Origin of the sequence: Pigmentiphaga sp. H8 (genome assembly GCF_003854895.1) — a bacterium.
Lineage (GTDB): Bacteria > Pseudomonadota > Gammaproteobacteria > Burkholderiales > Burkholderiaceae_B > Pigmentiphaga.
In genome coordinates, this window is sequence record NZ_CP033966.1 from 4310786 (window position 1) to 4332739 (window position 21954).

16 protein-coding genes are annotated in these 21954 nt (G+C 68.2%); 6 read left to right on the forward strand and 10 right to left on the reverse strand.

All coding sequences use genetic code 11. The annotated features are described in order from the left end of the window. Positions 1 to 46: 46 nt before the first annotated feature. Positions 47 to 2668: a cyanophycin synthetase gene (gene cphA / locus EGT29_RS20355; RefSeq protein ID WP_124690681.1), complete on the forward strand. Its 2622-nt coding sequence runs from the start codon at positions 47 to 49 to the stop codon at positions 2666 to 2668. Here cphA and EGT29_RS20360 read toward each other — a convergent pair. The 3 genes from EGT29_RS20360 to EGT29_RS20370 all read right to left on the reverse strand — a co-directional run bounded on the left by EGT29_RS20360 (position 2622) and on the right by EGT29_RS20370 (position 5966). Then, complete coding sequence (locus EGT29_RS20360) at positions 2622 to 3497, reverse strand: arginase family protein (RefSeq protein WP_238160143.1); 876 nt, start codon at positions 3495 to 3497, stop codon at positions 2622 to 2624. The two genes, cphA and EGT29_RS20360, sit on opposite strands and share 47 nt — an antisense overlap. Continuing rightward, positions 3494 to 4453, reverse strand: a complete 960-nt coding sequence (locus EGT29_RS20365) for a GNAT family N-acetyltransferase (RefSeq protein WP_124690683.1) — start codon at positions 4451 to 4453, stop codon at positions 3494 to 3496. Before EGT29_RS20365 ends, EGT29_RS20360 begins: the two co-directional genes overlap by 4 nt. Before the next feature lie 136 nt (positions 4454 to 4589). After that, the gene (locus EGT29_RS20370) at positions 4590 to 5966 is read right to left on the reverse strand and encodes an aspartate aminotransferase family protein (RefSeq protein ID WP_124690684.1); all 1377 of its coding nucleotides are present in this window, start codon (positions 5964 to 5966) and stop codon (positions 4590 to 4592) included. 400 nt (positions 5967 to 6366) lie between these two features. Between EGT29_RS20370 and EGT29_RS20375 the strand changes: the two genes are divergently transcribed. Next, complete coding sequence (locus EGT29_RS20375) at positions 6367 to 7812, forward strand: TolC family protein (RefSeq protein ID WP_124690685.1); 1446 nt, start codon at positions 6367 to 6369, stop codon at positions 7810 to 7812. 5 nt (positions 7813 to 7817) lie between these two features. Next, positions 7818 to 8942 carry an ABC transporter permease gene (locus EGT29_RS20380; RefSeq protein ID WP_124690686.1) on the forward strand — a complete coding sequence of 375 codons (1125 nt, stop codon included), beginning with the start codon at positions 7818 to 7820 and terminating at the stop codon, positions 8940 to 8942. A gap of 19 nt (positions 8943 to 8961) precedes the next feature. Here EGT29_RS20380 and EGT29_RS20385 read toward each other — a convergent pair whose 3' ends face one another. The 4 genes from EGT29_RS20385 to EGT29_RS20400 all read right to left on the reverse strand — a co-directional run bounded on the left by EGT29_RS20385 (position 8962) and on the right by EGT29_RS20400 (position 12719). Then, the gene (locus EGT29_RS20385) at positions 8962 to 9822 is read right to left on the reverse strand and encodes a spermidine synthase (protein WP_238160145.1); all 861 of its coding nucleotides are present in this window, start codon (positions 9820 to 9822) and stop codon (positions 8962 to 8964) included. Positions 9823 to 9858: 36 nt separating this feature from the next. Beyond that, positions 9859 to 10287, reverse strand: a complete 429-nt coding sequence (locus EGT29_RS20390; protein ID WP_124690687.1) for an RcnB family protein — start codon at positions 10285 to 10287, stop codon at positions 9859 to 9861. A 232-nt stretch (positions 10288 to 10519) separates the two neighbouring features. After that, positions 10520 to 11548, reverse strand: coding sequence for an aromatic ring-hydroxylating dioxygenase subunit alpha (locus EGT29_RS20395; RefSeq protein WP_124690688.1), 1029 nt, complete (start codon positions 11546 to 11548; stop codon positions 10520 to 10522). Between the two features lie 7 nt (positions 11549 to 11555). Further along, positions 11556 to 12719 carry an ABC transporter substrate-binding protein gene (locus EGT29_RS20400; protein ID WP_124690689.1) on the reverse strand — a complete coding sequence of 388 codons (1164 nt, stop codon included), beginning with the start codon at positions 12717 to 12719 and terminating at the stop codon, positions 11556 to 11558. Positions 12720 to 12862: 143 nt separating this feature from the next. Between EGT29_RS20400 and EGT29_RS20405 the strand changes: the two genes are divergently transcribed. The 3 genes from EGT29_RS20405 (at position 12863) to EGT29_RS20415 (ending at position 16171) form a co-directional block, all read left to right on the forward strand. Next, positions 12863 to 13768: a LysR family transcriptional regulator gene (locus tag EGT29_RS20405; RefSeq protein ID WP_124690690.1), complete on the forward strand. Its 906-nt coding sequence runs from the start codon at positions 12863 to 12865 to the stop codon at positions 13766 to 13768. A gap of 72 nt (positions 13769 to 13840) precedes the next feature. After that, positions 13841 to 15646, forward strand: a complete 1806-nt coding sequence (locus tag EGT29_RS20410) for an alkaline phosphatase (protein WP_124690691.1) — start codon at positions 13841 to 13843, stop codon at positions 15644 to 15646. A gap of 141 nt (positions 15647 to 15787) precedes the next feature. Next, complete coding sequence (locus EGT29_RS20415) at positions 15788 to 16171, forward strand: hypothetical protein (protein ID WP_124690692.1); 384 nt, start codon at positions 15788 to 15790, stop codon at positions 16169 to 16171. Between the two features lie 21 nt (positions 16172 to 16192). On the opposite strand, the gene EGT29_RS20420 is transcribed toward EGT29_RS20415, so the two are convergent. From EGT29_RS20420 to EGT29_RS20430, 3 genes are read right to left on the reverse strand one after another with little or no spacing between them, the layout of a single operon-like run. After that, a complete protein-coding gene (locus EGT29_RS20420; protein ID WP_124690693.1) occupies positions 16193 to 18535 on the reverse strand; it encodes a sulfatase-like hydrolase/transferase in 2343 nt (780 codons plus the stop codon). A gap of 14 nt (positions 18536 to 18549) precedes the next feature. Continuing rightward, positions 18550 to 19671, reverse strand: a complete 1122-nt coding sequence (locus EGT29_RS20425; protein WP_124690694.1) for a formylglycine-generating enzyme family protein — start codon at positions 19669 to 19671, stop codon at positions 18550 to 18552. Continuing rightward, on the reverse strand, positions 19658 to 21841 hold the full coding sequence (locus EGT29_RS20430) for a sulfatase-like hydrolase/transferase (RefSeq protein ID WP_124690695.1): 2184 nt from the start codon (positions 21839 to 21841) through the stop codon (positions 19658 to 19660). The genes EGT29_RS20425 and EGT29_RS20430 overlap by 14 nt, the downstream gene beginning before the upstream one ends. Positions 21842 to 21954: the final 113 nt, after the last annotated feature.

Genomic DNA, 21954 nt, shown 5'->3' on the forward strand with positions numbered 1-21954 from the left:
GCGGCCGCCACGGCCTGAAAGCCTGGGAAACGCACAGGAAAACATCATGGAAGTCTCACGTATCCGTGCACTGCGCGGCCCCAATCTGTGGAGCCGGCGTACCGCGCTCGAAGCGATCGTCTCGTGTACCGAAGCCGAGCGCGCCATCGCCGGCATCCCCGGCTTCGAGGCACGCCTGCGCGCGCGCTTTCCCGCCATCGGCCTGTTGCAGCCAGCGGGCCAGGAGCGTTCCGTCTCCATGGCCCGCGCGCTCGGGCTGGCCACGCTGGGCCTGCAATCCCAGGCTGGCTGCCCCGTCACCTTCGTGCGCACCGTCCCCACGCTGGACGCCGGCATCTATCAGGTGGTGGTCGAGTACACCGAGGAAGAGGTCGGCAGGCAGGCGCTGAAATTCGCGCTGGAACTGTGCCAGGCCGCCGAGCATGACACGCCCTTCGACCTCGATGCCGCGCTGACGCAGCTGCGCGACCTGGACGAGGACGTCCGCATCGGCCCCAGCACCGGCTCCATCGTGCAGGCGGGAATCCAGCGCGGCATCCCGTACCGCCGCCTGACGCAGGGCAGCCTGATCCAGTTCGGCTGGGGCAAGAAGCAGCGGCGCATCCAGGCGGCCGAGATGGACCGCAGCAGCGCCATCGCCGAATCCATCGCCCAGGACAAGGAACTGACCAAGACCCTGCTGCATGCCGCCGGCGTCCCGGTTCCCGAGGGCCGTCCGGTCGAGGATGCCGAGGACGCCTGGGCGGCGGCGCAGGAGATCGGCGCGCCCGTGGTGGTCAAGCCGCGCGACGGCAACCAGGGCAAGGGCGTCGCGGTCAACATCTCGACGCGCGAACAGGTCTTGGCGGCCTATGCCGTGGCCGAGAAATACGGGTCGGCCGTCCTGGTCGAACGCTACATTCCCGGCCACGATTTCCGCCTGCTGGTGGTCGGCAACACCCTGGTCGCGGCCTCGCGGCGCGATCCGCCGCAGGTGTTCGGCGACGCGGTGCACACCATCCGCGAGCTGGTGGACGAAGTGAACAAGGATCCCCGCCGCGGCGAGGGCCACGCCACCAGCCTGACCAAGATCCGCCTGGACGACATCGCCATCGCGACCCTGGCCAAGGCGGGCTACACCCCGGATTCGGTCCCGTCCAAGGGCGCGCTGGTCATCCTGCGCAACAACGCCAACCTGAGCACCGGCGGCACCGCCACCGACGTCACCGACGAAGTCCATCCCGAATTCGCCGCCCACGCCATCGCGGCGGCGCGCACGGTTGGCCTGGACATCTGCGGCGTGGACATCGTGGCCGGCACCGTCATCAAGCCGCTGGAAAGCCAGGGCGGCGCCATCGTCGAAGTCAACGCCGCCCCCGGCCTGCGCATGCATCTCGCGCCGTCGTACGGCAAGCCGCGCGCCGTGGGCGAAGCCGTCATCGCCGACATGTTCGCGCCCGAGGACGACGGCCGCATCCCCGTGGTCGCGGTGGCCGGCACCAACGGCAAGACCACGACCGTGCGCCTGATCGCCCACCTCCAGGGCGTCAACGGGCACCTGGTCGGCATGACCAATTCCGACGGCGTCTACATCGGCCAGCAGCGCATCGACGTGGGCGACTGCAGCGGACCGCGCAGCGCGCGCAACGTGCTGCTGCACCCCGACGTCGACGCGGCCGTGTTCGAGACGGCGCGCGGCGGCATCCTGCGCGAGGGCCTGGGCTTCGACCGCTGCGACGTGGCGGTGGTGACCAACATCGGCATGGGCGACCACCTGGGCCTGAACTTCATCAGCACGGTCGAGGACCTCGCGGTGGTCAAGCGGGTGATCGTCGAGAACGTGGCGCCCACCGGCACCGCCGTGCTCAATGCCACCGACCCCAACGTCGCCAACATGGCCGACAGCTGCCCCGGCTCGGTGATCTTCTTCTCGAACGATCGCCAGCACACGCTGATCACCACCCAGCGCGCCAAGAACCAGCGCGTGGTCTATCGCGACGGCCAGGCCATCGTCGCCGCGCGCGGCGCCGAGGAACAGCGCATCGCGCTGGCCGACATTCCCCTGACCTACGACGGCGCGATCGACTTCCAGGTCGAGAACGCGATGGCGGCCATCGCCGCCGCCTGGGCCCTGGGCCTGGACTGGCAGGTCATCCGCCGCGGCCTGGCCAGCTTCGTGAACGACGCCCAGACCGCGCCCGGCCGCTTCAATCGCTTCGCATTCCGCGGCGCCACGATCTTCGCCGACTACGGCCACAATCCCGACGCCATCCAGGCGCTGGTGCGCGCGATCGAGCGCATGCCCGCCAAGCGGCGTTCGGTGGTCATCAGCGGGGCGGGCGACCGCCGCGACGTGGACATCTGCCGCCAGACCGAAATCCTGGGCACCGCCTTCGACCAGGTCGTGCTGTACGAAGACCAATGCCAGCGCGGCCGCGAGGACGGCGAGGTGCTGGCGCTGCTGCGCCAGGGACTGGCGGGCGCGACCCGTGCGCAGGACGTGCGGGAGATCCGGGGGGAATTCCTGGCCATCGACACGGCCATGGATGAACTCGGGGCGGGCGACCTGTGCCTGATCCTGGTGGATCAGGTGGAGGAAGCGCTGGCCCACATCGAGCAGCGCATCGCCGCCGACTGCGCGATCAGTGCGGCGATGCGGCAGCCAGCCGGGCAATCAATCGCGCATTGAGCGCGTGCTGCTGGGCCTGCCAGCGGGCCAGGAGTTCCGCCGAAGGCGCCTCCTGGCCGTCGGCGGCGCTCAGCCACCGCTTCCACCAGGCGCGGTATTCGTACAGCGAGACCTCGCCCGTGATGTCGCTGCCGATCACGCGGCCCGACAGCGCCCCGATCGCCCGGGCCACGTGTTCCTCGCGCAGGATGCCCTGGTCCCAGTTGGTACGGGCCACCTCGGGGTGGAACACATCCTTGTCGATCGAGACGTAGGTGGGCTCGGACGAGGCCGCCAGCACGGGCAGCACCGCCGCCATCAGCGCCTGCGGGCCGTCGAAGCTGCGCACCGCGCCGCCCAGGCCCAGCAGCCGGGCCCAGCCGGCATCCACGTTCATGCACCAGTAGCTGAGCTTGCCGCCCGCCAGCGGACGCAGATAGTTTTCCCAGCTGTGCGACCAGCCCACGTCGCCCGACGTGATGCCGATGACATGGACGTGCGACACGAAGGGCAGCGCGGCCACCTTGCGCACCCACGACCCGCAATGGATGCCGAACAGATAGCGCATGTTGTCCGGATGGTTGTCGAATACCACCACGCGGAACGGCCCGCGCGCGCGCATGCGCTCGATCAGGGGCCAGCTCAGGTGATGGAAATCGCCGCTGCCCATCAGCACCGTGCCATGATGCGCCGGCATGGTTCCGTCCAGCTCGCGCCGCAGCGCGCGGAACGTGGCCAGCGAGCAGCCGAAACGCACGGATTCCTGCCAGGATTGCAGCGGCAGCACCGTGGCGCCGTCCACCTTGCCGCAGGCATCGTCGAAATCGAGCACGAGCGGCGCGGCGTTCATGGCTTGTCGCCCTCGCTCCATGTGCGGTCGCCCTCGAAGCGCCCCGCGAAGCGCTTGAGCACGGCCCGCAGCAAGGGATTGCGGATGTAGACCGCATGCCGGGTGAACGTGAACGACGCCCCCAGGTAGGACTTCACCTCGGGATCGGTCCAGCCGGCGATGTAGTGGCGCAGGCCTCGCTCCAGCGCGTATTCGAGGTTGACCATCCAACTGACGAAATACAGGTTGTTGTCGCGCGCGTCGGGATACTGGAACCCGATGTACTTGTCGACCAGGTTGCCGTCGCACTCGAAACAGATGTTGTAGCCGATCATCCGGCCTTCGCGGCGGTACACGAAGATGATCCCGCCGCTGTCGCCGTCCTGCAGGACCCGCTGGAAGAAATCTTCGGTCAGCAGGTCGAAATGCATCTCGCTCTGGTCGTAGACGTTCCGGTACAGCGCGTAGAACTCGCGCAGCACCTCGGGCCGCGCGAATCGGGCATCGCCGGCCATGACCCGCTCGATGTCCAGCCCCGCGCGCGAGCGCAGCTTGCGGCGGATGTTCTTGCGCCGCGAATAGGACACCCTTTCGAGGTAGGCATCCAGGCTGGCGAAATCGATCGCCACGTAGGCCAGCGCCTGCCCTTCCACCAGCACGAAGCCCTCGGCCTGGCAGGCCTGGGCCACCGCCGCCGCGTAGCCGTTTTCCTCGGCGCTCAGCAGCGGCGAATCCTGCGGCAGGTCCTTGACGATCAGGAACGGCTGCTGGCCACCGTACTCGGCCTTCAACTGCGCGGCCAGGCGCGCGGGCTCCGTGCCCGCTGCCAGCAGCGCGTATTCCGAGACGGTCGTACCGACGAACGCGGTGCGCGGCTGCAGCAGGCCCTTCCAGAAGCGAAAGCCCGGCAGGCGCCGAACCAGGCGCTTGGCGCCGTCGTCGGCGGTGGTCAGCAGGTCGAAACGGGCACGGAACATCGGACCGCCGCTGGCGGTCACCCATGCAGAAAAGCCTTGGGGCGGGCAAGCCAGGAAATGGCCCACCAGCCCCTCGGGTTCCAACCTGTTCAGGTACGGCCGCAGGAAGTCCGGGGTCGCCCCCGGACCGGCAACCTCAACCGCCGTTCTTTGCACGAGTCAGCAACTGGTCGAGCAGTTCCAGTCCCTGGTCGATCTCTTCCGGCGTGATGTGCAGCGAAGGCGCGAACGTGATGACGTTCTTGTAGTAGCCGCCGACGTCCAGGACCAGGCCCATCTTCTTGCCCTTGTAGTCCAGGTCGCCGGACAGGCCGATGTCGACCATCCGGTCCAGCAGCGCCTTGTTGGGCGTGAAGCCGTCCTCGGTGCAGATTTCGGCGCGCAGGGCCAGGCCCAGGCCGTCGACGTCGCCGATCTCGCGGTGGCGCTTCTGCAGGTCCTTCAGGCCTTCCAGGAAGTGCTTGCCGCTGGCCATCACCATGGCTTCGTAGTCGACCTCGGCCAGCATCTTCATCGTTTCCAGGCCGATGGCGGTGCCGAGCGGATTGGACGCGAAGGTGGAGTGGGTCGATCCCGGCGGGAACACGGTGGGGTTGATCAGTTCTTCGCGCGCCCACAGGCCGGCCAGCGGATTCAGGCCGTTCGTGAGCGCCTTGCCGAAGACCAGCACGTCGGGCTTGACGCCGAAGTGCTCGATGGCCCAGAGCTTGCCGGTACGATAGAAACCCATCTGGATTTCATCGACCACCAGCAGGATGCCGTACTGGTCCAGCACCTTCTTCAGGCCCTTGAAGAAATCGGGCGGGGGCACGACGTAGCCGCCGGTACCCTGGATGGCCTCGACGTAGAACGCGGCGTATTCGGCCTGCCCCACCTTCGGATCCCAGACGCCGTTGTATTCGGTCTCGAACAGGCGGGCGAAACCGGCCACGCAATGTTCGCTGTATTCCTCGGGCGTCATGCCGCGCGGGCGGCGGAACGGATACGGGAACGGCACGAAGTGGGCACGCTCGCCGAAGTGGCCGTAGCGGCGGCGATAGCGGTAGCTGGAGGTGATGGCCGAGGCGCCCAGGGTCCGGCCGTGGTAGCCGCCCTCGAAAGCGAACATCAGGCTCTTGCCTTCCGTGGCGTTGCGCACCAGCTTGAGCGAATCCTCGACGGATTGCGAGCCGCCCACGTTGAAGTGCACGCGGCCCTTGTAGCCGAACTTGCGCTCGGCGTCCTGCGCGATGACCTTGGACAGCTCGATCTTGGTCGGGTGCAGATACTGGCTGGCAACCTGGGGCAGCACGTCCAGCTGCTTCTTGAGCACGTTGTTCAGGCGCTGGTTGCCATAGCCGAAGTTCACGGCCGAATACCACATCTGCAGGTCCAGGTACGGCGTGCCCTGGGCATCGTACATGTAGCTGCCTTCGCAGCGATCGAAGATCTTCGGCGGATTGACGTAATGGACGGTATCGCCGAACGAGCAGTATTGCGCTTCGTCGGCAAGCAGTTGGGATTCGGAGCTCATTAAGGGAAACCTCGGGGAAATCAGTTGCGGCCGCGGGTCTTGTAGGCTGGGCGCCCACCGCTTATCGTTCTGGGAAAGCACACGGGAAGTCCCCGCCAACCTTCCCGACCCTCCGTCGTTGCGCAGTATCGCAGAAAAGCCGTGAACTGCCATCGTCAACGCGGCCGGTAGGCTGCGCCTGTTGCAAGAGGCGCATAGGGTAAACGGCCACGGTGGACATTTTCATTACCATTCGGTTAGGCATTCCCGCCGAAAAATTATAGCCTGCCCGGTATCCGGCCCCGCCCCGCTCGCGCCCGATGCCCAACAAACAGTAAGATCACGCCTGTCGCGATTTGCCCCTTCGTCGCCGGGGCCGCGTACCGCCTCCACGCCCCACAGTTCCTCTGCGCGCCTGGCCATGCCCTTTTTTTATTTTCCGCAGTCCCCCCCTTTTCGCCCCGGCCTCCGCTGGGCGCTGGTCCTGGCGGTCGCCGCCCTGGCCGGCTGCGCGAGCGTTCCGGCCCCGGACCTGCAGGCCGACGTCCCCGCGCAATGGAGCAACGCCGCGCCGGGCGCGCCCGCGCCCGCCGAATGGTGGAAGGCCTTCGCCGACCCGCAGCTCGACGGCTTGGTGGAGCAGGCGCTGGCCGGCAACCTGACCATCGCCGAGGCCCATGCCCGCCTGCAGGCCGCGCGCAAGCTGCATGACGCGGCCGACGCGCCCTACCTGCCCAACCTGGGCTTTCGCACGCGCGACGCCGTGGCGGCGGACGCCAGCAGTTCGTACTTCCAGGCCGGGTTCGACGCCACCTGGGAATTCGGACTGTTCGGCCGGAGCGAGGGCGCCGAGCGCCAGGCACGCGCCAGCGTGGATGCGGCGGCCGCCACCTTGCAGGGCGCGCGCGTCAGCGTCGCCGCCGAAGTCGTGCGCGCCTGGCGCGAACTGCGCAGCGCCCAGGCCCGGCAGCAGTTGCTGAAGGAAGCGGTCACTCTTCAGGAACGCCAGGTGCAATTGATCTCGCTGCGGGAACGTACACGCCTCGCATCGCGGGTGGACGTCGAGCGGACGCAGGCCGCGCTGGAGCAGGCGCGCGCATCCCTGGCCGACCCCGGCCTGGCCGTCAGGCAGAGCGCGCTCAAGCTGGCCGTGCTGCTCGGCCGCCACGAGCCGGACCCTGCCTGGCTCCGCATGCCGGCCCCCGTGGCCAGCCCTCCCGCGCTGGCCGCGATCACCAGCACGCCCGCCGACATGCTGCGCACCCGCCCCGACATCCAGATGGCCCAGGCGCGCGTGCTGGACGCGGCGGGCGCCCTGGGCATCGCCAGGGCCGACCTCTATCCCCGCCTGGGCATAGGCGGTTCGCTGACGGTTGCCAGCAACTTCGCCAACAACTTCAACCGGCGCAACACGCCCACCTATACCCAGACCATCTTCTCGCTCGGGCCGCTGATCGACATTCCCCTGTTCGACTGGGGCCAGCGGCAGGCCGCCGCGCATGCGCGCGGCGACGAACTCGATGCCGCCCTGCTGGCCTACCGGCAGGCGGTACTGGAAGGGTTGTCGGAAGCCGAGTCCGCGCTGATCGAACTCGACCAGTACCGGCAGCGCCGCGAAGCCGAGGAACGCGCGCTGCGGGCGATCGGCCGGGCCGCCGACCACGCCGACCGGTTGACGGCCTCGAAGCTGTCGAGCGAATTCGACAACGCCGATCTCGCCTCGCGCCGCATCCAGGCCCAACTCGCGCTGTCGGCCACCACGCTGGCGGAAGACCTCGCGTTCATCTCGCTGCACAAGGCCGTGGGCGGCGCCCCCGCCTGGCGCGGCGAAGAACCATCGTCCACCGCCGCGGCCTCCGCCCAATAACCGACATGCTCGCACGCAAGACTCTCATCCACGAATGGCCGCGTTTCCTGCCCGCGGTAGTGGCGGTGGCCTTCTCGGGCCTGCTGCTGCTGGCCCAGGCCAGCCTGGTGCTGGGCATCTTCGGCAACGCGGCGGTCTACATCACCGCGTCGGACGCCGACATCTGGATAGGCTCGCCCGGTACGCAAAGCATCGACCAGGGCCTGCCGCTGAACCCCGACATCGAGATGCCCCTGCGCATGGACCGCGGCATCGCGGCGGTGGAGCCCTTCTACCTGCGCTCGGCCGAATGGCGCAGCCCCGAGGTGCATGGCGGCATGAGCGTGGCCGTATCCGGCGTGGACGTCCGGCCGGGCGGCATGCTTTTTTCGCGGCTCCTGTCGCCCGACCTGCGCGAGCGCCTGGCCGAGATCGGCACCATCGTCGTGGACCGCGCCGACCTGCACAAGCTGGGTACGCGGCAAGGCGGACAGGCCACGCTGAACGGCCATCCCGTACGCGTCATCGGCGTCATCAGCGGCCTGCGCGCCCTGGACGGCGCCAACGTGCTGGCCTCGTCCGATACCGCGCGGCTGATCAGCACGCCGGACGAAGGCGACCTGCCCACCTACTTCGTCGCCAAGGTGCGCGACCCGTCGGAAGCCGAAGCGGTGCGCGAGCGGATCGCGAACCAGCGCAGCTTCGGCGCCTACGAGGTCTGGAGCAGCAAGGAATTTTCCAAGAAGACGCAGTTGTACTGGCTGCTGCAAACGGGCGCCGGCGCCGGCGTACTGTTCCTGGCCGGCGTGGTGTTCCTGGCCGGCGCCGCCATCACCAGCCAGACCCTGATCGCCGCCATCGCCGGCTCCATGCGCGCCTATGCCACGCTCAAGGCCATGGGCGTCAGCGCCTCGTCGCTGCGCACGGTGGTATTGAAGCAGGCGTTCGGCGTGGGCGTGACCGGCACCGCGCTGGCCGCCATCCTGTGTGTCGTCCTGCTCACGATCGCGCGCGGACAAAACGTGCCGGTGCGCATGACGCCCGTGGTGGCCGTGGTATGCGCCATCCTCGTCATGGCGATCGCGCTGATCTCGGGATTGTTCGCGGTCCGCCGGCTGCACCGCGAGGATCCGGCGTCGCTGCTGCGCTGATCGCGCGGCGTGGGCCGCGTCAGTCGCGCAGCGGCCGCGCGTCCCGCTGCCAGTCGGGGCGGGTCGAGAACATTGGCAGCAGGCGATCGGGATCGACGCCCATGGGGGCCAGGGCCGGTTGCAGCGCGCGGGCACGCGCCGCCACGACGTCCTGGCCGGGCAGCGCGCCGGCCGACGCCAGTACGACCCGATTGGCGCTGCGCAGGTTGTAGAACGGCCCGAACACCTCGGCATACGTCGCCGATTCATTCGCGTACGAATCGCTGGACGCGAACGTGTTCGCCGCCAGCACGCCGTCGGGCCGCAGGATGGATCGCACCTCGCGGATGAATTCCACCGTCGACAGATGCCTGGGGATGTAGGTCTCGTCGAAGGCATCGAGCATGACGATGTCGTAGCGGTCGCCGCGCCGGGCCGCCGCCTGCACGAAAGCACGCCCATCGGCCACTTCCACCCGCATGGACGGCCCGGTCCGGAAGCCGAAGAAACGCTCGGCCACGCGGGCCACGGCGGGATCGATCTCGACCACGTCGATGCGGGCCCGCGGCACGACCTTGGCCAGCGCCATGGGCAGGCTGCCGCCGCCCAGGCCGATCACCAGGATGCGGCGCGGATCCGGATGCAGGTACAGCGAAGCCATCATCATCCGGGTGTAGTCGAACAGCAGTTCCTCGGGCCGCGCCGGCAACTGGCAGGTCTGGCGCCCGGGCGCCTGCACGCTGCCGAATTTCATGCAGCGCTCGCCCCGAGACTCGTAGACGACGATGTCCTCGAAGGCCGATTTTTCCGTGTGGAGGATGGTCTGGGCCGACAGCGGCGTCGCCGCCGCCAGCGCCAGGACCGCCACGCGCGCCGCGAGGCGCGTATGCCGCATGGACATGGAATCCCGCTCCAATGTCCTTGCGGACAGGGGTGGTCAGTTGTTGAGGATGATGCTGGCGATCACGCCGGACGCGATCGCGACCAGCAGGTACTCGGACCCCATGCGCACCCACTGGTAGCCGGGCTGCGGCCTGTAGAGCCGATGGGAGTGCCAGTCGTTCACGACATAATAACCGCCGCGATGGTAGTTGGGCAGGCGGTCGCCGCGCGCCCAGCGGTGCGGCGGAGGCGGCGCCCAGCCGCGATGGACGACGCGCGGCGCATCGCGGTAACCGTCGCGATAGCCATGGCGGTAGTCGCGGTCGCGGCGGCGATCGTCCCAGCGGCGATGATCGCCCCGGTCGTGCTTGTCGTAATGGCCGTGGCCATGGCCGCGGTCCCAACGGTCGCCCTTGGCCTGGGCCGCAGCGCCCAGGGCGAGGCCGGCACAGGCCATCGCTATCACCAGCGTCTTCTTGATCATGATGTCGTTTCCTTCTAACCCGCCGCCTCCTGTGCCACCCCGCACGGGGTGGGCGAGCACACTTGGCTTTCGGCAAGCTGACTGTACACCGCGGCAATATTGATACATTGCTACATACGTAATCAAACGTATGTCCGCGCCGACTGGCGGCCGGAATCCCCTGGCGCGGCGCGGGTGGGGCGATGTTGCAATCAGCCGGGCGAACCGTTCCTGCGGCGCGACACCGCGGCGCTCAAGCCGTCGGGCCGCCCTCCTGCGCGAGCAACTGCTTCAGGACCCGGCGGATACGGATCGAGCCCGTGTCGGTGGCCAGCAGCACCGGCTGGGCGTCGAACAGGTCGACGGCTCCCAGCAGCCGCTGCTGCGCCTCGATGACGGGCTTGTCCTCTTCGACGAACACGCGCGTCATCAGCGCATGCCGCAGCCGGGTCATGTCCTCGTCGTCCTGCCGGTATTCGCGCGTCAGCCAATACCAGTAGTGGGACGACGTGCGCGTTTCGGGCGTGACGATGTGGGCATTGAAGGTCCGCAGCCCCTGCTCCGGCGGCGCGCCCATGGGCGTGACGCTGATGTCCAGCTTGAGCAGTCCGGCGGGACACCAGGTCACGCGATTGACGAAGTCCACCGGCACGCCGGGTTGCGGCAGGAAACGGTCGTAGACCGGCGGGGCCGGCTGGCCCTGGCTGCGCAGCTCGATGACCACCTCGGTGCCCTGCTCGGACACGACGGGACGATTTTCGACGAAGGCCCCGCCGCCCAGCGTGGTCGCGTGCAGGTACTCGACATGGCTGAGATCGGCGACGTTGTCGACGATCAATTGGTAATGGCAGGCGGACGGCATGGCGCCGCGCGACTGCGCGGTGGCGGGCACGCGCGCCATGTGGCTCAGATCGGGCACCCGGGCGGGGTCGGCGGCGTCCGGCGTCCCCATCCAGATCCACAGCACGCCGTCGCGCTCGGCCATCGGAAAGGCCGGCACGCTGGCCTTGGCCGGAATGGCGCCGTGCGGGTTTTCCACGCAGCGCCCGTGGGCATCGAAACGCAGACCGTGATAGATGCAGCGCAGCGTGTCGCCCGCCAGCGTGCCGCGGCTGAGCGGCGCCACGCGGTGCGGGCAGCGGTCCAGCAGGGCGACGGGCGCACCGTCCTGCTGGCGGAACAGCACCACCGGCTGCTCCAGGAAGGTGCGCGGCAGCAGCGTCCCGGCGGCAAGCTCCTCGCTCCAGCCCGCCATGTACCAGCAATTCCTCAGGAACTCCATGCCATCCTCACGACATGCGGCATTGCGCGTGGAAACTGTCCTTGGCGTCGGACAAGGGCTTGGACACGGTCTTCAGGCTGACCCGCCCCTGGGCATCGCGCGCGGCCACGAACATGTAGAAATCCTGGATCGGATAGTTATTGGTGTTGAAGCGGAAGTTGCCGCGCACCGACTTGAAATCGGCCGCGCGCAAGGCCTTGCCCAGGGCCTGCTTGTCGTCCAACTTGCCCCCGGTGGCCTTCAGCGCCGAGCCGATCAGCCGGGCGGAGTCGTAGGACTGCGCCGCGTACTCGGACGGAATGCGGCCGTACTTCGCCTCGAAGGCCGCGACGAACTGCCGGTTCTCGGCGTTGGGCAGATCCGGCCCCCAGTTGCTGCTGTTGAACACGCCCAGCGCGGCTTCCTTGAGCGCGGGCAGATTGGTGCCGTCGGCCGCCGCGTTGGTCAGCAGCGGGATCTTGCCCAGCAAGCCCGCCTGGCCGTAGGCCCGGACGAAAGCCACACCGTTGGCGCCCGGGTAGAACGCATAGACGGCGTCCGGCCGCGCGGCCGCGATGCGGGTGATCTCGGCCGAGAAATCCAGTTGGGCCAGCGGGGTATAGATCTCGTCGGCCAGCGGCTGGCCGTAGTTGCGCTTGAAGCCGGCCACGAAATCCTTGCCGGCCTGGTAGTTGGGCGCGAGCGCGATCACGCGCGCATAACCCTGCTGTTTGGCATAGGTGCCGCTGGCCTCGGCGAACTGGTCGTTCTGCTTGGCCGCCGAAAAGAAGAAAGGCGTACAGGCGGACCCGGCCAGGGGCGACGGCCCGGCATTGCCCGACACCATGAACACCTGCGCCGCGGCGAACCTGCGGGCCACCGCCATCGCCACGTTCGAGAAGGTCATGCCGGCCACCAGCGCCACTTTCTCGCGCTCGATCAACTCGTCGGCGATCTGCGTGGCGACCTCGGGCTTGAGCTGGCTGTCGCGGCGCACGATGGCCACGGGAATGCCGCCCAGCTTGCCGCCTTCCTGTTCCACCGCCAGCATGAAGCCGTCGTACATGTCCTGGCCCAGCATGGCCTGCGGACCGGACAGCTCTCCCATGAAACCGATCCTGACCTGGGCCTGCGCCCCCGAGGCCAGGCACGCCCAGGCCAGCGCCGCGGCCAGCGGATATCTTGCTTGCATGCATCATCTCCTGTCGGCGCGTGGCGCCTCGTTCTTGGATGGCCCCGGAACGGGGCTCAGCCAGCAATCTACCGGCACCGACAGAATTTCAATAGCAAATATTTTCAATATCGACTATTTGATTTTCGGATAATATCCGCCGCATGAAGACCGACCTGAATCTGTTGCGCGTGCTGGTCGCCATCTACGACACCGGCAGCGTCAGCGCCGCCGCGCAACGCCTTGCCATGAGCCAGCCGGCGGCCAGCGCCGCGCTGTCGCGCCTGCGCGGATCCCTGGGCGACCAGTTGTTCGTGCGGCGCGGCTCCCGCATGGAAGCCACGCCGCGCGCGCAGCACATCATTGCCCGCACGCGCGAGGTCATCCAGGTCATCGACCACGAGATCCTGCCCAACCCCGAGTTCTCGCCGGCCCGTTTCGACGGCGAACTGACGCTGTGCATGAGCGAGATCGGCGAGGCGGTCTTCCTGCCCGCCCTGTACCGGCGCATCCGCGCCGAGGCCCCCGGTGCGCGGCTGCGCACCGTCGGCCTGCTGCCGGCCGAGCTGGAAGGCGCCCTGTACGAAGGCCGCGTCGATTCGGTACTGGGCTATTTTCCCGATCTGCAATCCCACTTCATTTTCCAGCAGCGGCTGTATTCGCACGACCTGACCTGTCTCGTGCGCCAGGCCCATCCGCTGCCCGGTCCGCGCATGACGCTGGACGAATTCCTGGGCATGGACCACGTGCTGGTGCGCGACGACGGGCGCAGCCAGGAAATGTTCGAGCAGGAACTGGCCGCCCGCGGCATCGAGCGCAAGATCGCGCTGCACACCTCGCACTACATGAGCCTGGGCACGCTGATCAACGACAGCGACCTCATCGTCGTGCTGCCACGCGCGGTGGCCGAGCTGCACGTGCGCAGCGCCAACGCGCGCATCATCGAACCGCCCTTCCCCATCCGCCGCTACGACCTCAAGCAGTACTGGCACCGACGCTTCCACGACGACCCCAAGAGCATCTGGCTGCGCGGGGTCATCCAGCGCGTGCTGGGGGAACCGGCGCCCTAGCCGATCGTTCACTTCGTTGTCACCCGTGGCGGGTAGGCTGCCCGGCGTCTCCCCCACGTGAACACGACGAACATGACCGATACCCTTGCGCGCCGCCGCTTCCTGCGCGGCGTCGCCCTGGGCGGCGCCGGCGCCGCCTCTACCCTGGCCCTGGCCGCCTGCGGCGGCGGCGACGACGACCATCCCACCGACGTCAGCTTCACCCACGGCGTGGCCAGCGGCGATCCGCTGGCCGACCGCGTCGTCATCTGGACCCGCGCCGTCCCGGCCGGCGGCGGCGACGTCGACATCGAATGGGAAATGGCCACGGACGAGGCCTTCAGGAACATCGCCAAGAACGGGTCGGCCAGCGCCCGCGCCGACCAGGACCATACCGTCAAGATCGACGTCACCGGCCTGGCCGCGGGCACGTCCTACTGGTACCGCTTCAAGCACGAAGACAAGGTTTCCGGCGTCGGCCGCACCCGTACCCTGCCTACTGGCTCGGTCAAGCAGGTCAAGCTGGTGGTCTTCTCCTGTTCCAACTACCCCGCCGGCTATTTCCACGTCTATGCCGAGGCGGCCAAGCGCGGCGACCTGGATGCCGCCATCCACCTGGGCGACTACATCTACGAATACGGCCGCGACGGCTATGCCTCGGAACAGGCGCAGGCCATGGGCCGGCCGTCCGAACCGGCCAACGAGATCGTGTCGCTGGCGGACTACCGCCGCCGCTATGCCCAGTACCGCAGCGACCCCGACCTGCAGGCGGTTCATGCCGCCCTGCCCTTCATCGCCGTCTGGGACGATCACGAGATCGCCAACGACACCTGGGAAAACGGCGCCGAGAACCACCAGCCCGACTCCGAGGGCGACTTCGCGCTGCGCAAGGCGGCCGCGGTGCGCGCCTACCACGAGTGGCTGCCCACCCGTCCGCAGTCGGCGCCCAACGTCATTTACCGCAGCTTCGACTTCGGCAACCTGCTGTCGCTCCACATGCTCGACACGCGCGTCCTGGCTCGCGCCCGGCAGTTGTCCTACGCCAGCTATTTTGGCGCGCTGCTCGGCAGTCCCGACCCCGCGACCGGGCTCGCGCAGTTCGCCGCCGCGTTCACCGCCGACGTCGCCGCGCCCGATCGCCAACTGATGGGGCAGGCCCAGACCGCCTGGCTGCGCGATCGCATGGCCTCGTCGAGCGCAACCTGGCAGGTCCTGGGTCAGCAGGTGCTGATGGCGCCGGTGCACCTGCCCATGCCGGTCCTGCTGGGCCTGCTGGCCTCCACGGGCCAGTTGGGCGACGTCGAGATCCCCGCCCAGTTCGCGATGGACCCCGCGGCCTACGCCCGGCTCGTCGCCCGGCAGCAGGCCGGCGATCCGACCCTGACGGCGCAGGAACGCGCCATCCTGGCCATGCCCTGCATCCCGTACAACCTCGACTCCTGGGACGGCTACTGGGCCGCGCGCGAGACCGTGCTGGGCATGGCGCGCCAGTTGGACAAGAACCTGGTCGTGCTGGCCGGGGATACCCACAACGCCTGGGCCAGCGACCTGCGCGACAAGGACGGCAACGCCGTGGGCGTGGAGTTCGCCGCGTCGTCGGTGACCTCGCCCGGCTTCGAGGAATACCTGGGCGACGGCGTGCCGCCGGCTCAACTGGCTGCCCTGCTGACCGGCCTGGCCAACCTGTCCACCCTGCCCGCGGGCAACAAGTGGGCGGGCAGCCTGAAGTACGCCGACACCAGCCTGCGCGGCTACATGGTCCTGACCGTCACGCCCGAGCGCATCCGCGCCGATTGGCAATACGTCGACACGGTGCATGCCCGCGGCTATCGCGCATCGTTGGGCCAGAGCCTCGCCACGCTGCCGGGTGCGGCCAACCGCAAGCTGGTCGAACTCTGACCGGCAAGGCACCAGGACAGGGTCCCGGACGCGCCGTCATGGTGCGTTCCGACCCGTATTTGTGCATCGCAACATTTTCCTGGCGATCCGGTTTTTCAGGCGCTACCATCAAGGGAATCCATCAGGATTACCCGAGCTGCGATGCACAACGAAACCCGCTCCACCCTATTGTCCGCCGCCATTGCCGTCCGGTCCGAACTCCAGTTCCATTACCACGGCGCCACGCGCATAGCCCATCCCCACAGCCTGGGCGCCACCACCGACGGCACGCTGGTCGTGATCGCCTGGCAGCTCGATGGCCGCTCGGGCGATCCACCCGGCTGGCGCCTGTACAACGCCGACAAGATGAATCGCCTGGCCCGCACGGGCCGGCGCTTCGAACCCCTGCCGTCCCCGCCCTACAAGCTGGCCGGACTGATCAGGACACCGTACGAATCGCCGTTCGACGACGACCATCCCTTCGACCTGCCGCCGTTGGCCGGCCAGCAGCGCAAGAGCCGTGGCAGGTGGCTGAGGACGATCTGAGTCCTCGGCCACCGCGCACGCTCAACCGGCCACGCTCAGCTTGCAAGCCTTGCCCATGTTGGTCTGGATGATGGCGCGATCCGCGGCATCAGTCTTGCCATCGTGGTTGAAGTCGTACCAGCTGGACTGCGCAACACCTTCGTGCAGGTTCAACTGGCTGAGCTCCGTCCAGTTGTCCAGGTCCTTCTGGTCGACCACGCCATCGCGGTTGCCGTCGCCTGGGCAGTTGAGCGTGTCATAGCTGTAGTTGTAGGCCGCCACCTGGTCGCGCTTGTCCATCTCGGCCTTGAGCGTGGCATAGGCCTGCTGCGCCTCGCCGTCCAGCGCGGCGGTGATGGTGGGCGTACCCGTGGCGATGGCGCTGCCGCTGCGGTCCAGCGTGGGGTTGGGAACGGCCATGTCGATCCGGTACAGCTCGTCGGTGTTCTTGTTTTCCACGTACGCCGAGTTGACCGGATTGGCGGTATCCACCGTATAGGTCTTGCGGTTCAGGCGCACCAGCTTGTAGCTGCCGTCGCTGACGGCCTTCTGCGAATCAGGCAGGATGTCCACGGGGTCGTCCGCCTCCAGGGCCTTGCGGTAGGACAGCACCTGGCCGCATTGGCTGAAGCCTTCCGCGGGCACGCCCGCCAGTCCGGAGTCGGCACCGTACCAGACACCGCTCTGGTCTTCGCACAAGGCCTTGTTCGGGAAGATGGTGAAGCAGACGTTGGCGGCCTCCACGACGCAGGGCTGGGGCGTGATGTCCGTGGCCGGGTTGATGAAATTGGTGCCCATCTCGGAGAAGTTCAGGGTACGGATGGCGCCTTGGTCGGGGGTGGTCAGGTAGGCCAGCATGGGCTGGGCATCCACCGGACGGTTGGCGGGTACGGTGGCCTTGACGTCGGCGCCGGCGATTTCGGCGAACAACTGGTACAGGTCGGGCGAACTGACCTGATGCGGCACTTCCCGGCCCGGCTCCTTCACGATGGGGCCGGCCACCAGCAGGGGCACCGACACACCGGTCTGGTAGGGGAAGCCCTTGGCCCGGGTGGGATCGAAGCGGCCCGGCGCGGTGAACTTCACGCTGTTGACGTAGGTGCCGTTGTCGCCCATGACGACCACCATGGTGTTGGTCTTCTCCGGCTGGTAGTTCAGCGTGCCGTCGTCGTTCCACGTGGCAAGCTCCAGCTCGACCAGCAGGCGGCCGATTTCCTTGTCCATGGCCTCCACCATCAGGTTGGTGACGATGTGGTCGTCGACCAGGGCCGTGATCTGGCCCGGCGCGCCCTCGATGTCGCTGGCAGGCGAGCACAGCAGGTTGTCGTTGCGGCCCGGCGTGGATTCCGATACCAGCGACAGGGGCGGCACTTGCAGCGGCGCGTGGATGGCGGAATAGCCGACCGACATCATCCAGGGCTTGTCCTTGGACTGCTTGCTGGCCCAGGCCGCGGCGCGATCGGTTTCCATCGTGCTGCGGTAGCCGCGCGCGGACGGATCGGTGGCCGTGACCTTGCGCGAACTGCCATCGGCCCAGCTCTGGATGAACTCGCCGGTGTAGTAGCCGTTCTGCGCGCTGAAGTCGATGTAGCCGGGCCGGGTGCTCTGGCAGGACTGGCCGGGGTCGAAGATGCCGCCGCGCTCCATGCAGCTGCGGCCGGGCGTGACGATGTCGCTGCTGCGGGCAATGGACTCGCAACCGCCCGTGGCGAAATAGCACGCGCCGCCATCGGCGCCGTTGACGGGATCCATCGTCGTGTTCGACACGAAGCCGCACTTGTAGGTACCTTCGGCCACGGTGGCCAGGCCCGCCCGCGTATCGATCGGATAGGGCGCGCCGTCCAGATAGCCGTCGAAGTAGTCCCAGCCCAGCTTCCACATGGTCTGGTGGCCATAGGGCAGGTTGGCGGCGGTGCCCAGGTCGGAGCCGGTCAGATGCATCTTGCCGATCAGCGCGCTGGTATAGCCCTGGGTGCGCAGGAGCTTGGGCAGCGTGACCTCGTAGGGCGAGATTTCGGAGTTGGCCAGGTCGGTGGACACCACCGCGTTCAGGATGTTGGTGCTGGACGGGTAGCGGCCCGTGAAATAGGTGGCGCGGGTGGGCGTGCAGGTGGGCATGGCCCAGGCATTGCGGAACTGCAGGCCAGCCTTGGCGATGGCCGTCAGGTTGGGCGTCTTGGGCGGCACCGCGCCGCCGTAGCCGTAGGAGGTCAGCTGATCGAGGCCGAAGTCGTCGATCACGATGAACAGGATGTTGGGTTTCTGCTCCGCCTGCGGCGAGGGCTTGGCGCCGCTATCGTCCGAGCAGCTCGACAGTAGCAGCGCGGATGCGGCCGCGGCCGCCGCGCACAGGATGATCGGTTTGCCGCGCGCTATCGTTTTCATGCTTGTTCTCCCTCTCAAGTCCTGACCAGCCGGAATCCCAGGTGGGACATGGGGCTGTAGGGGTCGGAGCCGCGCCGGGCGCTGGGCCGGTACGACAGGCAGTAGTCTTCGTTGCACAGGAACGAACCGCCGCGGATGACCCGCTTGGGCGCGTCGAGCGGAACACCGGGCTCGCCGGGATCGTAGGAGTCGGCGGGCCCCTGGGGGTTGTCGATGGGATGGACCGGCAGCCTGGACTGCTGCACGAAGTAATCGGCGCGATACCAGTCGGCCACCCACTGCCAGGCGTTGCCGGTCATGTCCAGCAGGCCATAGCCATTGGGCGGGAAGGTGCCGGCCTCGACCGTGCCGGCCGCGCCGCCCGCGCGCGGGCTGACCACGGGAAAGCGGCGCTCGCGCACGTCCCAGTAGTTGGCCTGGCGCGCGCCGTCCAGCAGCGGCTCGTCGCCCCAGCCATAGGTGGCCTGTTCCAGGCCGCCGCGCGCGGCGAATTCCCATTCAGCCTCGGTCGGCAGGCGCTTGCCCGCCCACTTGGCATAGGCCAGCGCATCGGCATGGCTGACCTGGACCACCGGGTGGCCGCCCTTGCCCTCGATGGAACTGCCCGGCCCCTGGGGATGACGCCAGTCCGCGCCCGGGACGTAGCGCCACCAGCGGGAATAGTCGTCCAGGCGCACGGGCCGGTCGGTGCCGACGAACACCATGGCCCCGGGCACCAGCACGTCGTCAGGCGGGCGCGGGGTGCCGGGCGGCAGTTGCACGCGCACGCTTTCCCAGTCCGGCTTCTGCTCGGCGGTGGTGACATAGCCGGTCTCGTGCACGAAGCGGGCGAACTGGTCGTTCGTGACGTGCGTGACGTCCATCCAGAATCCCGGAACGCGCACCTCGTGCGTGGGGCGTTCGTTGGGATAGGCCAGCTTGTGGTCGCTGCCCATCAGGAACACCCCGCCCGGCACCCAGGCCATGTCCTTGGGCGTCTTGATGCCATCGCCCAGGACGACGCGCGGCTTTTGCGCGGGACGGCTGCGCCAGGCCTGCCAGCCCAGGACGCCGCCTGCCGCGGTACCCGCGGCCGCCAGGGCCACGCCGCCCACCAGCAGGCGCCGGCGGCTGTTCTTCAGGTCAATAGATGCCATGGCTCTTGGGGCAGGTCTTGCCCAGGTTGTTTCGAACGATCTGGCCATCGGCGTCGTTGGTGCGCCCATCGAGCACGTTGGCGATCACGAAGTCGTAGACGCTGGACAGGCCCCAGTCCCGGGCCAGCCGGCTCCAGTTGGACAGGTCCTCGGCATCGACCACGCCGTCGCGGTTGCCATCGCCCGGGCAGTCAGGATCGGCAGCCAGCATGTCGTCGAGCTTGGCGCGCAGGTCGGCATAGGCGGAGCTGGCCTCGGCAGTGGCCGGCGGCAACAGGTTGCGATCGGGCGTGTCGAGCAAGGGCTCAGGTGCGGCCTGGTCCACCTCGTACAGTTCCTCGGTCACGATCGTCGTACCGCTGTCGCTCGCGCTGTCGTAGGCCTGGCGGGTATTGCGGACCAGCTTGTAGCGGTCGTCGCGGATCGCCGCCGATATCTCGGGCAGGATCTCGAGCTGATCGCGGTCGGCCTTGTAGAGCGCCTGGTTGACGCTCCAGCACGAGCCGTAGCCGGCTCCTCCGTTGGGAATCACCGAGGGATCGTCGTAGCCGGCGCCCCACCACGTGCCCTGGTTGTCCTCGCACACGCTCTTGGAGACGGGGATCTGGGTGCAGCTCGTATTGATCACGCAGGCGCCGTTGCGTCCGCCCTCGGCCTGCTGGTTGTAGCCGCCGATGGTGAAGTTGACGGTGCGCAGGCTGGGCTGGTCGGGGTGGGTCAGGTAGGGCAGGATGGCCACCGAGTCGATCGTGCGCGGGACCGCCGCGTGCGCGTCGATGCCGGCCACCTCGCCGAAGAACTGGAACAGGTCCACCATGTTGACCATGTGATCGACCTCGCGGTCGGGCTGCGCGACCTGGGGCCCGGCAATGATGAGCGGATCCCAGACGCCCGTCTGGTAGGCCGTGCCCTTGGCCTGCGAACCGCTGAACGGCAGCTTGACCGCCGAGCCCAGCGTGCCGTTGTCGCCCACGATCACGATCACCGTGTTGGCGGCCTTCGGGTCGTACTGCAACTGGCCGTCATCGCTCCGGCGCGCCAGCCCGGTCTCGACCAGCAGGCGGCCGAACTCGGTGTCCAGGGCCTCGGTCATCTGGTCCTGGATGCGGCGGCCGGTCAGCGTGCCGTTGCAGTCCCAGCCGTCGGCCGTCGCGTTGCCGCTGGCCGGCACCAGGCTGCGAGGCGGCTGCTGCCAGGGCGTATGGGCCGCGCTGTAGCTGACGGTGGCCATCCACGGCCGCGACGACGGACGCGACTTGATCCAGTCGATGGCGGCATCGGTTTCGATGCGCGTGCGATAACCGCGCGCACGCGGGTCGCTCAGCGGAACTTCCGTGACCTTGCCGCCGTCGATGATCACCAGCGGCGACACGTAATACGCGTTCTCGCGCTCGAAATTCAGCGTGGCCGGCGCCGTGCCACAGCTCTCACGGGGCACGAAGATGCCCCCCGCGGACAGGCATTGCAGGCCAGCCGCGTCCTGCAGGGGCGAGGTGCGGCTGACCGTCGTGCAGCTGTTGTCGGCCTGGTAGCAGGCCCCCGTGTCCGCGCCGCCGGCGGCCTTGCCCGGCACGAAGCCGCAGGCATAGGTCTTCTCGGCCGCGATGCCGCCCGCGGTCGAGTCGATCGAGCCGGGCAGCCCGCCGATCCAGCCGTAGAAGTGGTCCCAGCCCAGCACGCTGGGCGTGGCGTTGCCGGCCTCGTTGTTCTCGGGGCCGGCCAGGTGGAACTTGCCGAACATCGCGCTTTCGTAGTTGGCCCGCTTGAGCAGCTTGGGCACCGTCACCTCGTACGGCGACACCTGCGAATTGGCGAGATCGTTGGGCCCGATGGCCTGATAGATGCGGGTGCGGGTCGGGTAGCGGCCCAGGAAAAAGGCGGCCCGGCCCGGCGAGCACTCCGGCATCGACCAGGTATTGCGGAAGCGCACGCCGGCCGAGGCGACCGCGCCGATGTTGGGCATGCTGGGCGCGGTGGCGCCGCCATAGCCGAAGGCGGCCATCTGGTCGATGCCCACGTCATCCATCACGACGAACAGGATATTGGGCGGATTGGCATCCGGCCCCTCGGCCTGGCCATCGCCGCTGCTGGACGAGCCGCCGCCGCAGCCGGCCAGTCCCGTGACGGTGGCGGCTCCCACCGCCGCCAGGCGCTGGATGTATCTTCTCATTGGTATTCCCCCAGGACTCGCGCAGTCGATCGCCGCGATGGGCGCATCTTAGTCACGCCTGGGCCGCCGGTTGAATACCATGTACATGGTATGGTCGGCGCGGTTCCCTCTGC

Bases quoted from the DNA above. Each gene is read 5' to 3' on its own strand.
- EGT29_RS20385 (WP_238160145.1), bottom strand. From the start codon at position 9,822: ATGTCCATGCGGCATACGCGCCTCGCGGCGCGCGTGGCGGTCCTGGCG.
- EGT29_RS20380 (WP_124690686.1), top strand. From the start codon at position 7,818: ATGCTCGCACGCAAGACTCTCATCCACGAATGGCCGCGTTTCCTGCCC.
- EGT29_RS20360 (WP_238160143.1), bottom strand. From the start codon at position 3,497: ATGAACGCCGCGCCGCTCGTGCTCGATTTCGACGATGCCTGCGGCAAG.
- EGT29_RS20370 (WP_124690684.1), bottom strand. From the start codon at position 5,966: ATGAGCTCCGAATCCCAACTGCTTGCCGACGAAGCGCAATACTGCTCG.
- EGT29_RS20405 (WP_124690690.1), top strand. From the start codon at position 12,863: ATGAAGACCGACCTGAATCTGTTGCGCGTGCTGGTCGCCATCTACGAC.
- EGT29_RS20395 (WP_124690688.1), bottom strand. From the start codon at position 11,548: ATGGAGTTCCTGAGGAATTGCTGGTACATGGCGGGCTGGAGCGAGGAG.
- EGT29_RS20425 (WP_124690694.1), bottom strand. From the start codon at position 19,671: ATGGCATCTATTGACCTGAAGAACAGCCGCCGGCGCCTGCTGGTGGGC.
- EGT29_RS20420 (WP_124690693.1), bottom strand. From the start codon at position 18,535: ATGAAAACGATAGCGCGCGGCAAACCGATCATCCTGTGCGCGGCGGCC.
- EGT29_RS20390 (WP_124690687.1), bottom strand. From the start codon at position 10,287: ATGATCAAGAAGACGCTGGTGATAGCGATGGCCTGTGCCGGCCTCGCC.
- EGT29_RS20415 (WP_124690692.1), top strand. From the start codon at position 15,788: ATGCACAACGAAACCCGCTCCACCCTATTGTCCGCCGCCATTGCCGTC.
- cphA (WP_124690681.1), top strand. From the start codon at position 47: ATGGAAGTCTCACGTATCCGTGCACTGCGCGGCCCCAATCTGTGGAGC.
- EGT29_RS20400 (WP_124690689.1), bottom strand. From the start codon at position 12,719: ATGCAAGCAAGATATCCGCTGGCCGCGGCGCTGGCCTGGGCGTGCCTG.
- EGT29_RS20430 (WP_124690695.1), bottom strand. From the start codon at position 21,841: ATGAGAAGATACATCCAGCGCCTGGCGGCGGTGGGAGCCGCCACCGTC.
- EGT29_RS20365 (WP_124690683.1), bottom strand. From the start codon at position 4,453: ATGTTCCGTGCCCGTTTCGACCTGCTGACCACCGCCGACGACGGCGCC.
- EGT29_RS20410 (WP_124690691.1), top strand. From the start codon at position 13,841: ATGACCGATACCCTTGCGCGCCGCCGCTTCCTGCGCGGCGTCGCCCTG.
- EGT29_RS20375 (WP_124690685.1), top strand. From the start codon at position 6,367: ATGCCCTTTTTTTATTTTCCGCAGTCCCCCCCTTTTCGCCCCGGCCTC.